Source organism: Saccharothrix carnea (assembly GCF_003014735.1).
GTDB lineage: Bacteria > Actinomycetota > Actinomycetes > Mycobacteriales > Pseudonocardiaceae > Actinosynnema > Actinosynnema carneum.
Genome location: NZ_PYAX01000004.1, coordinates 14,046 through 29,865 on the forward strand (window position 1 = coordinate 14,046; position 15,820 = coordinate 29,865).

A 15,820-nucleotide genomic window follows, 5' to 3' on the forward strand; every position below is an offset into this window, starting at 1 on the left:
TCACTCGCCCGACCCACGCCGCATGCGCCGGTTGCGCAACGTCAGCAGCCACGCCGTCGCCAACAGCCCGATGCCGCCGCCGACCAACTGGTTGGTCTCCTCGGACGCGGGCAAGCTGCGCGGCTGGCAGATCCGGCCACCGCAGGTCTCGGTGTCCCGCACGGGCGAGTTGCGCACCGCCGAATCCACCGAATCCGACCCGGACGCCGCGTAGGCCCGCACGACGAGCGCATTCGCGCCGATCTCGACCGTGATGCTCGCCGAGCCACCGGAACACGGGATCGGCGCCGAGTAGCCCCAGGTCCTGTTGACGACCTCGCACCGCCCACCGTGGCTCGCCCAGTCCGCAGGCGGCGAAGTCGTCACCAGCCTCTCGTACATGCCCCCGCCCACCGAGCTGATCACCACGACGTTGGCGGTGGGCAACGACGGAGGCGGAGGAGGAGGAGGCGGCGGCGTGGTCGTGGTCGTCGTAGGAGGTGGCGGCGGAGGCGGAGGAGGTGTCGTCGTGGTCGTGGTCACCACCGGCGGCTGGGTCGTCGTCCCGGCGGCCGGCCGGATCGTCAACGACCCCGCCCCCGCCTCACCCGTGCCGAACCGGTTGTACGCCGCCACGGCGACGTCCAGCTTCCCGCTCGCGCAGAACGTGGAACCCGCGCACGGCAGCACCAACTCGGCCGACGTGCCCGCCACCCGCGTCTCCCGGGTGGCACCCGAGAACCCGCCGGTCGCGGTCACCGCGTACCCGGTGATCGGCTCACCGCCGTCCGGTACCGCGCTCCAGCTCACCGACACGACCACCGACGTGCCGTTGTTGCTGCGCTGCGACACCGTCACGCCCGCCGGACGTCCCGGCACCGCACCCGACACGCTCGCGCTCGGTGTGGTCGTCGGCGTCGGCGCGACGGGCGTGGTCTCGTCGCGCGGCGGGTTCTGCCCGTTGCCCCGGTTGTCGCGCGTCGGCGGGTCGGGACGCGGCGGAGGCGGGCTCGGCACGCTGGGGATCGGCGAGCGCTCCGGGTCCAGCACCGGCAGCTCGGGGCTGCGGATCACCACGTCGCGCGTCCGACCGTCCGAGTCCACGATCACGCCCGAGTCCTGGCCCGGCGTGTTGATGAACAGCTTGCCGTCGTCGAACACCAGCGCCGGATCACCCGAACCGCCCGTGCGCACGTCCTCCGCGCCACGCCGACCCGACCGGTCCAGCACCACGACCTTGCCCGAACCGCGGCACGGCACGTAGACCCGTTCGCGGAACACCGCCGGGCGCCCCGGCTTGGGGCAGCCGAACGGTCCCAGGTCGACCCGCACCACCTCGTCACCGCTCAGCAGCACGACCGCCGACGCGTCCGGGATCGACGCGGGCACCAGGCCGGTCGGGCTCGTCTGCGCGGCCAGCACCTCGCCGCCGAACGCGTCCGTGCTCGCGGTGAGGTCGCGCCCGGTGCCGTCGCGCACCACCACGCCGCCTTCCAACCCGAGCAACGTCACGCCCCGCTCGTGCGGCACCAACGCCGTGCGGGGCCCGGCACCGGCCACCGCCTTGTCCGACCGCTCCAGGAACTCCAGCTCGTCGTCGGACCACTCCAACGCGTGCAGGTTGCCGCCGTGGTCCACGGCCCAGATCACGCCTTCGTCGTCGACGACGACGTCCGCCAGCGGCTGCCCCGCGAGCCAGGGCGACCCGATGTCGACCAGCGTCACCGGGTCCGCGTTGTGCACCGAGCCCGCCGCGCGGTCGACCACGAACACCCGGTCCCACGCGATGAGCACCTTCGCCGAAGGTCCGGGAGGCGCCTGCCTGCGACCGGAGGACAGCAGCGTGGCCAGGTCGATCACCGTGATCTGGCCCGTGCGGCGGTCGAGCACGATCAGCTTGTCGTCGGACTGCGCGATCTCCAGCTGCGCGTCCGCGCCGCTGACCTGCAACCGGGTCTGCGGTTTCCCGGAGCTCGGGTTCACCTGCACGACCTCGCCGCGCTGGTCGTCGCCCAGCCACGTGAGCCCGTCCGAGACCTCGACCGCGGTCCGCGAGATGCCGTCGCCGAGAGCGGCGCCGACCAGCAACAACAGCCCTAACGCGGCGGCGCTGACACTGGCCGACTCGCGCCGGCCCGCGCCGAGGACCCGACGCGCCACCCTGCCCAGCTTCGCTCCCACGGCCGGGATGCTAACGACCGCGTATGACATTTCCGACACAACCAGTGCCGGTGCTCCGGTCGGCCCACGCGCACTCCGCCGGATGCGTCCACATGGGACCGCAGTGGTGGGATGCCCCGACCTCCGCGCGGTGGGGCGGTCGGCGGGTTCGCGGCTAGAGGTCCGCGAACTCCTCCCGGCGCACGTTCGCGCACTCGGTCGTCAACCCCGCGTCCACCGCGCGGCTGATCTCCGCCAACGACCGCAGCTGTGCCGGCGTCAACACGTCGAACAGGTGCTCCCGCACGGCGGTCACGTGGCCCGCCGCGGCCGCTTCCAACACGCCGAACCCGATCTCCGTGAGCGCCGCGATCGAGCCGCGCCGGTCCGACGGGCACGCCCGCCGCTCGACCCAGCCCTCTTTCTCCAGCCGGGCCACCGCGTGGGAGAGTCTGGACCGTGACGAGTGGCACACCGACGCCAGCTCACTCATCCTCAGCGCCCGTCCCGGGGCCTCCGACAGTGCGACGAGGATCTCGTAGTAGGCCATCGGCATGCCGGAGTCGCGCTGCAACTGCCGGTCGAGGTGATCGGTGAACTTGGTGACGGCGGTCATGAAGGCACGCCACACCTGCTGCTCTTCGGCGTTCAGCCACCGCACGTCGCTCATGCCTCCCATCATACGGCCGTTGTTGAACCTTCAACCAGGATGCGCTATGTTCAGTTGAGAGTTCAACCAGACCAACCCAGAAGGACCATCCACATGACCTCGCAGACTGTGCAGATCCCCGGCTACCTCGCGGGTACGTGGGCGATCGACCCGGTGCACTCGGACATCTCGTTCGTGGTCCGCCACCTCGGCGTGTCCAAGGTCCGCGGCCACTTCGGCACCTTCGAGGGCACCATCGTGACCGCCGAGAACCCGCTGGAGTCCACGGTCACGGCCAAGATCGACGCCGCCTCGGTCAACACCCGCAACGACCAGCGCGACGGCCACGTCAAGGGCGAGGACTTCCTGGACGTCGAGAAGTTCCCCGAGCTGGCCTTCACCTCCACCGGTGTGCGCGCGCACGGCGAGGGCTTCCTGGTCGACGGCGAGCTGTCCCTGCACGGCGTGACCAAGCCGGTCACCCTGGAGCTGGAGATCAACGGCTTCGGCGACGGCTTCGAGGGCGCGAAGGTCGTCGGCTTCTCCGCCTCCACCGAGATCAACCGCCGCGAGTTCGGCGTGACCGGTGGCGCGGCGGGCGCGGTGGTCGGCGACAAGATCACCATCCTGCTGGAGATCGAGGCCGTCAAGCAGTCCTGATCCGAGGCCCGGCCCGGCGCTGACGTCGCGGTCGCCACCAGGCGGCCTCGCGGTCACCCCCAGGGCCTCCCCTCGCACCACGAAGGGCTCGCCGGACCACACCGGCGGGCCCTTCGCCGTACCCCCACACCGTGCGGCCCCACACCGGGCAGGCCCTACGCTGTGTAGGTCACGTCACTGAACCGGGCGAACCTCAACGGTCATTCCATTTCACCGCGCATTTCGGTAGTTTCGGCCCGCCGCCGCAACCTGCCTGAACCGTGCACCGTCTCCACCCGTAGTAGGTCGTGAAGCCAGGGTTTTGCTTCGGTCCACACTGAAGCTGTAGAACTCGATGCGGACACAGTCCGCTCACGGTCGTAGACCACGTGGGTGATATCGGACGCACTCATGGCACCATCTGGCGCAGCACGCGCTGGACGCAGGCGAGGAGGATCGGTGTGAACGCCCAGACCGAACAGGTCGACGACCTTCGACTCGTCGCGCTGCCCACCGCGGTGAACGTCGCGGACATGTTCGTGCGCTTCTCGCTGGGCGAGTGGCGACTGCGGGCCATGCAGGACGAGGCCGCGCAGACGGTCCGCCGCCTGGTCGGCGCCGCCGTCGACGTGGCCGACCGGCGCGCACCCGGCTTCCTGCTCGTGCGCCTGCGGCTGACCGGCACGTACCTGGTGGTCGAGGTCGAGGGCAACCGGGTCGCGCTGCCGCCCGAGCTGGCCGGCTCCCGCGCGGGTCTGGTCGACCTCACCGCGGGCGGCCACCTGGCGTGGTGCGAACTGGCCCTGCCGTCCGGCATGAACGCCTCCTCCGTGCCGCTCCCCCGCCGCGAACCCCGCCGTTCCCCCGCCGCCGAGCGGCTGGGTGACGAGCCGGACGTGGACCCGGAGGTCATCCAGCGCATCCTCTACGGCCTGGGCGGCGGAGCCCACCGGCCCGACTAGCGCTCGGCCGACCGACCACCGCGACGCGGTTCACCCGCTCGACGCGCGAGGCCGGCGCCCCCGGATCGGGACGCCGGCCCACTCACGTCACCGTCGCGCGAGCGCCACCAGGGCGACCGCCAGCACGGCCATCCCGCACCACGACACGAGCGACAACCGCTCGTGCAGCACCACGACACCCAGCACCGCCGCCACCGCCGGCTCGGCCAGGGTCAACGTGGTCGCCGCCGCCGCGCCCGTGTACCGGAGCCCGCGGGCGAACAGCAGGTACGCGGCGAACGTGGTGAACACCGCCAGGTGCGCGGTCACCGCCAGCCCGGACGGGCTCGCCACCCACCCGACACCGACGAGCAGCACCACCGGCAACGTCATCGCGGACGCGCCACCGAACACCACGCCGACCACGGCCCGGGACGGGTGCCCCAGCCCGATCAGGTGCGCGCAGACCACCGAGTACACGGCGTACGACAGGCCCGCGACCAGCGCCAACGCCACCCCGACCGGATCGACCCGGGTGTCACCGCCGCCCAGCACGAGCGCCGTGCAGCCGACCACCGCGGCCGACGTGAGCAGCGGCCGGGCACGCAGGCCCAGCACGATCGGCGCGGCGGCCAGCGCCACGGTGGTGCCCACCGCCACCCCCGTGCGGGCGACCGCCGGGTAGAAGGCGAGCACGTAGCCCGCCACGGTCACCGCGCCGAGCAGCAGCAGCCTCCAGTCGGCGGTCCTCAGGACCGCACGCGTGCCCCGGGCGGCGACGAACAGCAGGCAGCCGCCGACGACCAGGCCGGCCGCGCCCACGGCGGCGGCCGGTGCCGACGCGGGTGCCAGCGAGCCGGCGGTACCAGTGGTGCCCCACAGGACGCACGCCGCCAGGATCGGCAGCGGTCCGCGGGTGGAACGAGAATCAGAACGAGCGCGTGTTTCCACGGCAGAGGTCGACACGAGGTCTCCGTTCGCGAGACGAGAAGAAGAGGACGCGAACGGGCGCACTGCGCGATGGGGATCAGGCAGGCGTGCGGGTGTGCGTCAGCGAGTGCGCCCGGTCAGGCGCACGGCGGCGGGAGGACCACGTGCCAGTGGGTGTTCACGACCGGCATCCTAGTCCAACGGCACCCCGGTATCGTGGGGATCATGGACATCGGCGTCGCGGACGACCTGCTGCGGCGGTCGCTCGTGGTCTACAAGTTCGCCGTCGACGAGCTCATGACGAAACTGCGGATCCTCAGCGAGGAGTTCGACCTCGTCCACCGGCACGACCCCATCGAGCACGTGACGCACCGGGTGAAGCGGCCGGACGCGATCCTCGACAAGCTCCGGCGCAAGGGCCTGCCGGCGGACCTGTCGCTGGCCGCCGAGCACCTAGACGACGTGGCGGGCGTGCGGGTGGTGTGCCCGTTCGTGTCCGATGTGTACCGCGTGCGCGACATGCTGGCCCGGCAGAACGACGTGGAGATCCTGCGGACCAAGGACTACATCGCGGCACCGAAGCCCAACGGGTACCGCAGCCTGCACCTGATCGTGCGCATCCCGGTGTTCCTGTCCGACCGGGTGGAGCACGTGAAGGTCGAGGTGCAGCTGCGGACCATCGCGATGGACTTCTGGGCCACTTTGGAGCACAAGCTGTACTACAAGTACGACGACCAGGTGCCCGCGGGTTTCGTCGAGGAGCTGACCGCCACCGCCGCCATCGCGGCCGAGCTGGACGCCCGGATGGAGTCGCTGCACCACGAGGTGCAGCGGGACTGAGGCCCGACCGCGGGTGAGTGGCCCGGACGCCCGACCCCACCCGACAGCCACACCCCGCCCTGCCGACACCCGCCTCAGCGCTCTTACCCGATGACACCCGCCCCGGCGCGGCGGACCGTGACGTCGAGCACGCCGTGGCCGGGGTCGACCGCGCGCCGCTGCGCGCGGGGCCGCGTGCCGCACTTCCCGAAGGACCACCCCGAAGCACGAGTGGCGCTCTCCGGCGTGCGGTTATCGGGCCCCCGCCGCACGGCACTACCGATGTGCCACAAACGGCCGAGGTGCGCTACGCCCGAGTAACGTCAAACGATGCTTGAAGGAAAAGGTTACGGTGATCTCAGGAACGTCGTCGAAATCCGGCTGACCGGAGCACGGAGTCATTTCATACCTCCGTGATGGACAGGCTCCGGCAACCCGCGAGGCGTTGACACGCGACTGCGAATAACCCTCGCGTACTGCGCGTATTTACGAGACCAGCCGGTCCAAACCAGCCGATCGAGTGAACTGCCGAAGTACGACTTCTAACAGAAGGTTACAGTTCCCTCAAAATAGGGAATACCCTTTCGGTGAATGCTCCGTTCGGCGGTCGCGACGATCTAGGGGCGACCGCCACCGTTGGCCCCGCGCCCAGTACTCATTCACGCTGCGGCTCATTCTCAGAGGATCACGCATGGACACCGACCGGATCTCCACTCGATTAGCCGCGCTCACCCGTGCCCACCTGGTGCCAGGGGCGCAGCTCGCCGTGCACCACGCGGGACGCACGTGGACGTGCGAGGTGGGACTGCCCGCGGACGCGGCCGTACCCATCGGCTCGATCACCAAGACGTTCACCGCGACCGTCGCCATGGCCCTCGTCTCGGACGGGGACCTCGACCTGGACGCACCGCTGTCCGACCACCTGCCCGGGATCGCCGACGAGCTGACGCTGCGCCATCTGCTGAGCCACACCGGTGGCCTGCCCTCCGACCCGGAGGACGTGCGCACCACGTCGCTGCGCCACCACGTGCGGCAGGCGCTGCGGGAGCTGCACCCCCTGCACGAGCCGGGCGCGGGCTTCTCCTACTCCAACATCGGCTACTCCCTGATCGGCCACCTGATCGAGGTGGCGACCGGGATGACCTGGTCGGAAGCGGTGGAAGCGGTCCTGCTGCGCCCGCTCGGGGTGCGCGCCAGGTTCACCACGAGCCCGGACTCCGACGTGGTCACCGGCCACGCGGTCAACACCGCCACGGGCCGCGTGGTGCCGGTGGCGCAGTCGCTCGCGCCGGTCGAGGCACCGGCGGGCGCCCTGGCCGCCAGCGCCGCGGACCTGGTGGCGTTCGGCCGGATGCTCGGCGGCGGCGCGCCGCACCTGCTGGGCGCCGGCGAGCTGGCGGCGATGCGCGAGCCCGTCCGGCACGCCGAGCCGTTCGGCATGGCCGACGGCTGGGGCCTCGGCCTGGCGCTGTTCCAGCGCGACGGCGTGCGCTGGGTCGGCCACGACGGCACCGCCGACGGCACGTCGTGCCACCTGCGGATCAACCCGGCGGACGGCACCGCGGTGGCCCTGACGACCACCGGGAGCAGCGGCTTCGCGCTGTGGCGCGAGTTGGTGCCGGAATTGGCCGCCGCGGGCCTGCCGGTGGCCGATTACGACGGAATGCGCGGCCTGCACCGCCGCATCGCCCCTCCGCCGGACTGCACCGGGCACTTCCGCAACGGCGAGGTCGAATACGCGGTGCGGGCCGTGGACCGGGAGCGGCTGGCGCTCACGGTGGACGGCGAGCCGTTCGCGGACCTGTCGTTGTTCGACGGCCTGGTGTTCGCGATGCGTGATTCCGACACGGGCGACACCAACCAGACCGGGCGTTTCCTGCGCGACCCCGGCGACGGTGGGATCCGCTGGATCCAGATCGGCGGTCGGCTGGCCCGCAGGCAGGTCACGAAAGTGGTCTGAAACACACGTTTGAACCCCCGCAGAATGGGTAAGCCGCGCCCCTTGAGCCAGAAAGGCACCACTCGCGATGACGCACGCCCGCACACTGCCGGAATTGATCGCCGCGCAGGCGCTGCGCACTCCGGACGCACCCGCGGTCATATCGCCCGGCGGTGTGGTCGGTTACCGGGAACTCGACGAACACGCGAACCGGCTCGCGCACCTGCTCCGCGCCAAGGGGGCGCGGCGCGAGCGGGTGGTGGCGGTGGCCCTGCCGCGGTCGGTGGACAACGTCGTGGCCCGGCTCGCGGTGCTGAAGACCGGCGCCGCGTACCTGCCGATCGACCCGGACTACCCGGCCGACCGGATCGCGTTCATGGTCTCCGACGCCGATCCGCTGCTCGTGCTCGACGGCCTGCCCAACCTCGCCGACCAGCCCGCCGCGGCACCCGACGTCACGATCCTGCCGGAGGACCCGGCGTACGTGATCTACACGTCCGGGTCGACCGGCCGCCCGAAGGGGGTGGTGGTGCCGCACAGAGGGTTACCCGCGTTCGCCGCCGCCGAGATCGACCACTTCGACGTGCGACCGGGCGACCGGGTCCTCCAGTTCTCCTCCCCCAGCTTCGACGCCTCGGTGCTGGAGCTGTGCCTGGCGCTGCCCGCCGGCGCGGCGCTCGTGGTGCCGCCGCCCGGTCCCCTCCTCGGCGACCAGCTCGCCCAGGTGATCCAGGAGTTCGGCGTCACGCACGCGCTGATCCCCCCGGTGGCGCTGGCCACCGTGCCCGACGTCGAGCTGCCCGCGTTCCGCACGCTGATCGTCGGCGGTGACGCCTGCCCGCCCGACCTGGTGGCCAAGTGGGCCCCCGGCCGCCGCATGATCAACGCCTACGGTCCGACCGAGTCCACTGTGGTCACGTCCTGGAGCGAGCCCCTGGAGCCCGGCGGCACCCCGCCCATCGGCCGCCCCATCCCGGGCACCACCGTGCACGTGCTCGACGACGACCTGCGCCCGGCCGCCGAGGGCGAGCTGTACGTGACCGGTGTCGGCCTGGCCCGCGGCTACCTGGGCCGTCCCGGGCTCACCGCGCAGCGGTTCGTGGCCGACCCGTTCGGGCCGCCCGGCGCCCGCATGTACCGCACCGGCGACGTGGTGCGCTGCCGCGCGGACGGGCAGTTGGAGTTCGTCGGCCGTGCCGACCACCAGGTGAAGATCCGCGGCTTCCGGGTCGAGCCCGGCGAGATCGAGGCGGTGCTGCGGCGGCAGCCCGGTGTGGAGCACGCCGTGGTCGTCGCCCGCGGCGAGCCGAAGCGGCTCGTGGCGTACGTGGTGGGCGAGACCGCGGGCCTGCGCGAGCGGCTGGCCGCGAGGCTGCCCGACTACCTCGTGCCCTCCGCCTTCGTCGCGCTGGAAGCGTTCCCCCTGTCGCCGAACGGGAAGCTGGACCGCGACGCGCTGCCCGAACCGGTTGTCGGCGACCTCCCGGAGGACCACGTCGAGCCGCGCACCCCGGCCGAGCACCGGGTCGCCGCGGTGTGGTCGGAGGTGCTCGGCGTGCCTCGGGTCGGCGCGCACGACGACTTCTTCGCCCTGGGCGGCGATTCGATCCTGGCCGTGCGGGCGCTGTCCCGGCTCGGCGGGCTGCCGGTGCGGGCGATGTTCGACCACCGCACGGTCGCCGCCCTCGCCGAGGCGCTGCCCGACCAGGACGGCGCCCCGATCCCCCGCGGACCGCGGACCGGGCCCCTGCCGCTGTCGTCGGCGCAGCGCCGGCTGTTCTCGCTGGACGGCACGGCCGAGCAGAACACGGCCGTGGGCCTGCGGCTGACCGGGCCGCTGGACGTGCCGCGGCTGGCCGAAGCGCTGGACGCGCTGGCGCGCCGGCACGACGCGCTGCGCACGACGTTCGACGTGGTGGGCGACGAGCCGGTGCAGGTGGTCGCGCCGAACGGCACGATCCCGCTGCGCGTGCTGACCGAACGGGCCACCACCGCCGACCTCGGCCTGGACGAGCCGTTCGACCTGCGGCGCGGTCCGCTGACCCGCGCCGTGCTCAGCCCGCTCGGCCCGGACGAGCACCTGCTGGTCCTGGTGCAGCACCACATCGTCACCGACGGCTGGTCGGTGCAGGTGCTGCTGGAGGAGCTGGCCGAGCTGTACGCGGGCGGGCGACCCGCCGAACCCGCCGTGCAGTACCCCGACTTCACGGTGTGGGACCGGGCCAGGCCCGAGGGCGACCCGGCGTACTGGCGCGCGCGGCTGGACGGCATCGAGGCGCTCGACCTGCCCACCGACCGGCCGCGCCCGCCGCTGCGCACCACCTCCGGCGCGGTGCTGCGCCGTCCGCTGCCCGCCGGGCTGGTCCGGCGGCTCGCGGCAGTCGGCCGTGCCCACGACGCCACCTTGTTCATGACGCTCACCGCCGCCGTCCAGGTGCTGCTGTCCGCGCGCGGCCGGCAGCGGGACATCTCGGTGGGCACGGTCAGCTCCGGCCGTGACCGGGCCGACCTGGAACGCGCGGTCGGCTTCTTCGTCCGCACGCTCGTGCTGCGCTCCTGGGTGGACCCGGACCTGCCGTTCACCTCGTTCCTGGACCAGGTGCGGGACACCGCGCTGGAGGCCTTCGCGCACGACGACGTGCCGTTCGACCGGGTCGTGGAGGAGGTGCGGCCCGACCCGGACCCCAGCCGCACGCCGCTCGTGCAGGCCGTCGTGGCGCTGCACCAGCCGCTGGTGAGGAACACGGCGTTCGGCGGGCTGACCGCCGCCGAGCACGACCTGCCCCGGCCGGTGGCCCGGTTCGACCTCGTGGTGGAGTTCTGGCCGCGCGGTGACGACCTGGCGCTGACCGTCGAGTACAACACCGACCTGTTCGACGCGGCCACGATCGAGTCGCTGGGCGACGACCTGGAAGCGTTGCTGCGCCTGGTGGCGGACGACCCGGACCGGCCGCTGCGCGGTCTGGTGCCGTTGGACTTCCCCCCGGACGAGACGGTGCGCGTCCGCGGCTTCCGGGTCGACCTGGCGGAGGTCGAGCAGGCGGTCCTGCGCTACCACGAGGTGACCGACGCGGCCGTGGTCGTGGTGGACAAGCGGCTCGTCGCGTACGTGACGCCGCCGGTCAGCCCTTCGGCGCTGCAAGCGTTCGTGGGCCAGGTGCTGCCCGCGCACGCCGTGCCCACGACGGTCGTCGGCCTCGACCGGCTCGACCGCGCCGCCCTGCCCGCACCACCGGCCGAGTCCGCCGAAACCCGTTACGTGGCACCGCGCACGCCCGTCGAGGCGGTGCTCGCGGACGTGTTCGCCGAGGTGCTCGGCGCGGCCCGGGTCGGCGTGCGGGACAACTTCTTCGCCCTGGGCGGCGATTCGATCCTGGGCATCCAGGTGGTCACCCGCGCCCGCCGCGCGGGCCTGGTGCTGACCTCGCGGGACATCTTCGCGCACCAGACCGTCGCCGCCATCGCGCCGCACGTCACCCGTGACCTGCCGCCCGCCGCCGACCAGGGCCCGGTCACCGGCGACGCGCCGCTCACCCCGATCCAGCGCTGGTTCCTCGACAGCCACAGCGTGCGCCCGGAGCACTTCGACCAGTCCGTCGTGGTCGACCTCGACGCCGACCTCGACGTGGCCGCGCTGCGCACCGCCCTGGCCGCGCTGGTCGGGCACCACGACGCGCTGCGCACCCGGTTCGAGGGCGACCGCCAGGTGGTCGGTCCCGTCACGGACGCCGACCCGTTGGCACTGGACCACTTCGACCTCACCCGGGGCCCGCTGCTTCGGGCCGAGGTCCTCGGCGGTGGCTCGGTCCGCCTCACCGCGCACCACCTCGTGGTCGACGGCGTGTCCTGGCGCGTGCTGGTCGAGGACCTGGCCACGGCCTACCGCCAGGCCCGCGCGGGCGAGACCGTCCACATCGGACGCAAGACGACTTCGTTCCGCGACTGGGCGACCCGGCTGGCCGAGCACGCGCCGCACGGCTTCGACGCCGAGCTGGACCACTGGCGGGCGGTGGCGGCCACGCCGACCGACGTCCCGGTGGACCGGCACGGCCCGAACACGGTCGAGTCCCAGCGCGAGGTCACCGTGCGGTTCACCGCCGAGGAGACCGCGGCGCTGCTGCGCGACGTGCCGCCCGTCTACCGCACGCAGGTCAACGACGTGCTGCTGACCGCGCTGGGCCGGGTGCTGGCCGACTGGACCGGCCGGTCGCGGGTGCTGGTGGACCTGGAGGGCCACGGCCGCGAGGAGCTGTTCGCCGACGTCGACCTGTCCCGCACGGTCGGCTGGTTCACCACCGTCTTCCCGGTCGCGCTGGACGTGCCGGACGGCGGCTGGGGTGAGGCGCTGAAGTCGGTGAAGGAACAGCTGCGGGCCGTGCCGGGGCGTGGCATCGGGTACGGCGCGCTGCGCCACCTGGCCCGCACCGCGCCCGCCTGCGACCCGCGGGTCTCGTTCAACTACCTGGGCCGGTTCGACGCCGACCAGCGCGACCTGGAGCTGTCCGCCGACCCCCGCGCACCACGACCGCACCTGCTGGACGTGGTCGGCCAGGTGCGCGGCGACGAGCTGGAGTTCACCTTCCACTACAGCGAGAACACCCACGAGCACGCCACCGTCGCGCTGCTGGCCGACTCGTTCGCCGCGTCGCTGCGCGGGATCGTGGCGCACTGCGCCGAGCCGGGCGCGGGCGGTCGCACGTCGTCGGACTTCCCGCTGGCCCGCCTGACCCAGGCCGAGGTGGACCTGATCACCGGCGAGGACGCCTACCCGCTCACCCCGATGCAGGCGGGCATGGTGTTCCACGGCCTGGGCGACCAGGGCGTGTACTTCCAGCAGACCACGTTCGTGGTCGACGGCGTCACCGACCCGGCCGGGTTCGCCGCCGCATGGCAGCGGGTGGTCGACCGGACGCCCGTGCTGCGCAGCAGCGTGCTGTGGGAGGGCGTGCGGCAGCCGTTGCAGGTCGTGCACGAGCACGTCCGCGTGCCGTTCAGGTTCCTCGACTGGAGCCGGCTCGACGCCGAGGGCCGCGCCGCCGAACTGCGGGACCTGCTGGCCGAGGACCTGGCCCAGGGCATCGACCTGGCCGAGCCGCCGCTGATGCGGGTCGCGATCGCCCGCCTGTCACCCGCCAGCGTCCAGGTGCTGTGGACGTTCCACCACGTGCTGCTCGACGGCTGGAGCGTGTTCCACGTGCTCTCCGACGTGCTCTCCGAGGTGTTCGGCACCGGCGAGCCGGTGGAACGGCGGCCGTTCCGCGACTACGTCGCCTGGCTGGCCGAGCAGGACCGGGCCGCGGCGGAGGCGCACTGGCGCGCGGCGCTGGGCGACTTCGACTCGCCCACCCCGCTGCCCGCCGACCACCCGGCCGAGCACGGCACGTCCTCGGAACGGCTGGAGGTCGAGCTGACCGACGACGAGTCCGAGCGGCTGTACGAGTTCGCCCGCGAGCACCGCGTGACGCCCAGCGCGATCGTGCAGGCCGCGTGGGCGCTGCTGCTGGCGCGGTCCGGCGGCCGGCGGGACGTGTGCTTCGGCGCGACGGTCTCCGGTAGACCCGCGGAGCTGCCCGGGGTGGACGGGATCACCGGCATCTTCATCAACACGCTGCCGGTGCGGGTCCGGGTCGACGGCGCCGCGCCGGTGGCCGACTGGCTGCGTGCGTTGCAGGACGCCCAGGTCGAGTCACGGCGGTTCGAGCACGTGCCGCTGACCGACATCCAGGGCTGGAGCGCGGTCGAGCGCGGCACGAACCTGTTCGACAGCGTGGTGGTGTTCGAGAACTACCCGGCCGACGTCGCCGAGGGCATGGGGCTGCGGGAGCTGTCCGCGGTCGAGACCACGAGCTTCCCGCTCAGCGCCACCGTCTACCCGCGGGAACGGCTCGGCGTGCTGCTCGGCTACGAACCCGCGATGTTCGAGCGGGCCACCGTCGAACGGCTCGGCGAGCGGCTGCGCAGGCTGCTGGTCGGCCTGGTCGCCGACCCGGACCGGCCGGTGGCCGACGTGCCGTGGCTGTCCGACGACGAGGTGCGCCAGGTGCTGTTCGACTGGAACGGCACGGTGGTCGGCGAGCCGACCACCACGATCCCCGAGCTGTTCGCCGCGCAGGCCGCGCGCACGCCCGACGCGGTCGCGGTGACGTGCGAGGGCGAGCACCTGACCTACCGCGAGCTGGACGAGCGGGCCAACCGGCTCGCGCACCACCTCGTCGGCCTCGGCGCCGGACCGGAGCGGATCGTCGCGCTGCTCCTGCCCCGCTCGCTGGACCAGGTGGTCGCCGTGCTGGCGGTGCTCAAGTCGGGCGCGGCCTACCTGCCGCTCGACCCGGCCTACCCGCCGGAGCGGATCACGGCCACGATCGCGGACGCGCGGCCGGTCGCCACGCTGTCGGCGATACCGGACCTCACCGGCCTGCCCGCGACCGCGCCGACACCGGCGTTGCGCCCCGACCACTCGGCGTACGTCATCTACACCTCCGGCTCCACCGGACGGCCCAAGGGCGTGGTCATCCCGCACGGCAACGTGGTGCGGCTGTTCTCCGCCACCGACCACTGGTTCCGGCTCGGTCCCGACGACGTGGTGTCGATGTTCCACAGCTACGCCTTCGACGTCTCGGTGTTCGAGCTGTGGGCCGCGCTGCTGCACGGCGGCCGGCTGGTGGTCGTGCCGCACGCGGTGTCCCGCTCGCCGCGCGACTTCGCCCGGCTGCTCGTCGACGAGGGCGTGACGATCCTCAGCCAGACACCGTCCGCGTTCTACCAGCTGATCCCCGAGCAGCCGGCCGGGCTGAGCCTGCGCTGCGTGATCTTCGCCGGTGAGGCGCTCGAGCCGCGCAAGCTGGAGGGCTGGCACGGCCCCGGCGCGTTGATCAACATGTACGGCATCACCGAGACCACCGTGCACGTCACCTACACCGAGGTCGACGGCAGCATCGGCGTGGCGATGCCGGACCTGCGGATCTACGTGCTGGACGAGGACCTCAACCCGGTGCCGCCGCGCGTGCCCGGCGAGATGTACGTGGCCGGGCCGGGTCTGGCCCGCGGCTACCTCGACCGGCCCGGCCTGACCGCGTCCCGGTTCGTCGCGAACCCGTTCGGCCCACCCGGTTCCCGCATGTACCGCAGCGGCGACCTGGCCCGGTGGGACGACGGCGTGCTGCATTACCTGGGCCGGGCGGACCACCAGGTGAAGATCCGCGGTTTCCGGGTCGAACTCGGCGAGGTCGAATCGGTGCTCGCCGCGCATCCTGCCGTGGCCCAGGTCGTTGTAGTGGTGAACGAACACCGCTTGGTGGCGTACTTCGTGCCGGACAAGCCGACTACGGCCTCGGAGCTGCGCCGCCACACGGCCGAGGTCCTGCCCGACCACATGGTGCCCGCGGCGTTCGTCGCACTGGAAAGCCTGCCGTTGACCGTGAACGGCAAGCTCGACCGCGTCGCGCTCCCCGCGCCCGAGCGCGACGCGGTCACATCCGACGACTACGTCGCTCCCCGCACCGAGACCGAAGAGGCGATCGCCGCCATCTGGGCGGACGTGCTCGGCGTCGGCCGGGTCGGCGTGGACGACAGCTTCTTCACCCTCGGCGGCGATTCGATCCGCAGCCTGCACATCACGTCGCGGACCAAGGAAGCGTTCGGCGTCGACCTGTCACCACGCGACGTCCTCACCGCGCGCACCGTCTCCGCCCTCGCCGACCTCGTCGAGGAACTGGTCCTCGCGGACCTCGAAGCCCTCGCTGCCGACACGGAGGCGTGACCCGA

At 72.6% G+C, this 15,820-nt stretch carries 8 protein-coding genes; 5 read left to right on the top strand and 3 right to left on the bottom strand.

The genetic code is table 11. The annotated features are described in order from the left end of the window. Entirely contained in the window at positions 1 to 2,160 is a 2,160-nt protein-coding gene (locus tag B0I31_RS12120) for an NHL repeat-containing protein (RefSeq protein ID WP_106615472.1), read from the bottom strand. Between the two features lie 154 nt (positions 2,161 to 2,314). Continuing rightward, positions 2,315 to 2,809, bottom strand: a complete 495-nt coding sequence (locus B0I31_RS12125; protein WP_106615473.1) for a MarR family winged helix-turn-helix transcriptional regulator — start codon at positions 2,807 to 2,809, stop codon at positions 2,315 to 2,317. A gap of 93 nt (positions 2,810 to 2,902) precedes the next feature. Here B0I31_RS12125 and B0I31_RS12130 point away from each other — a divergent pair, with 93 nt between their 5' ends. Then, the gene (locus B0I31_RS12130) at positions 2,903 to 3,448 is read left to right on the top strand and encodes a YceI family protein (RefSeq protein ID WP_106615474.1); all 546 of its coding nucleotides are present in this window, start codon (positions 2,903 to 2,905) and stop codon (positions 3,446 to 3,448) included. A 440-nt stretch (positions 3,449 to 3,888) separates the two neighbouring features. After that, on the top strand, positions 3,889 to 4,389 hold the full coding sequence (locus tag B0I31_RS12135) for a histidine kinase (RefSeq protein ID WP_106615475.1): 501 nt from the start codon (positions 3,889 to 3,891) through the stop codon (positions 4,387 to 4,389). Between the two features lie 87 nt (positions 4,390 to 4,476). Here B0I31_RS12135 and B0I31_RS12140 read toward each other — a convergent pair whose 3' ends face one another. After that, positions 4,477 to 5,334, bottom strand: coding sequence for an EamA family transporter (locus B0I31_RS12140; protein ID WP_181320128.1), 858 nt, complete (start codon positions 5,332 to 5,334; stop codon positions 4,477 to 4,479). A gap of 189 nt (positions 5,335 to 5,523) precedes the next feature. On the opposite strand from B0I31_RS12140, the gene B0I31_RS12145 reads away from it, so the two are divergent. The 3 genes from B0I31_RS12145 (at position 5,524) to B0I31_RS12155 (ending at position 15,815) form a co-directional block, all read left to right on the top strand. Next, complete coding sequence (locus B0I31_RS12145) at positions 5,524 to 6,138, top strand: GTP pyrophosphokinase (RefSeq protein ID WP_106615894.1); 615 nt, start codon at positions 5,524 to 5,526, stop codon at positions 6,136 to 6,138. Positions 6,139 to 6,808: 670 nt separating this feature from the next. Next, a complete protein-coding gene (locus B0I31_RS12150; RefSeq protein ID WP_106615477.1) occupies positions 6,809 to 8,077 on the top strand; it encodes a serine hydrolase domain-containing protein in 1,269 nt (422 codons plus the stop codon). 67 nt (positions 8,078 to 8,144) lie between these two features. Further along, positions 8,145 to 15,815 (top strand): non-ribosomal peptide synthetase, encoded by a 7,671-nt coding sequence (locus B0I31_RS12155; protein WP_106615478.1) that lies wholly within the window; start codon positions 8,145 to 8,147, stop codon positions 15,813 to 15,815. Positions 15,816 to 15,820 lie beyond the last annotated feature (5 nt).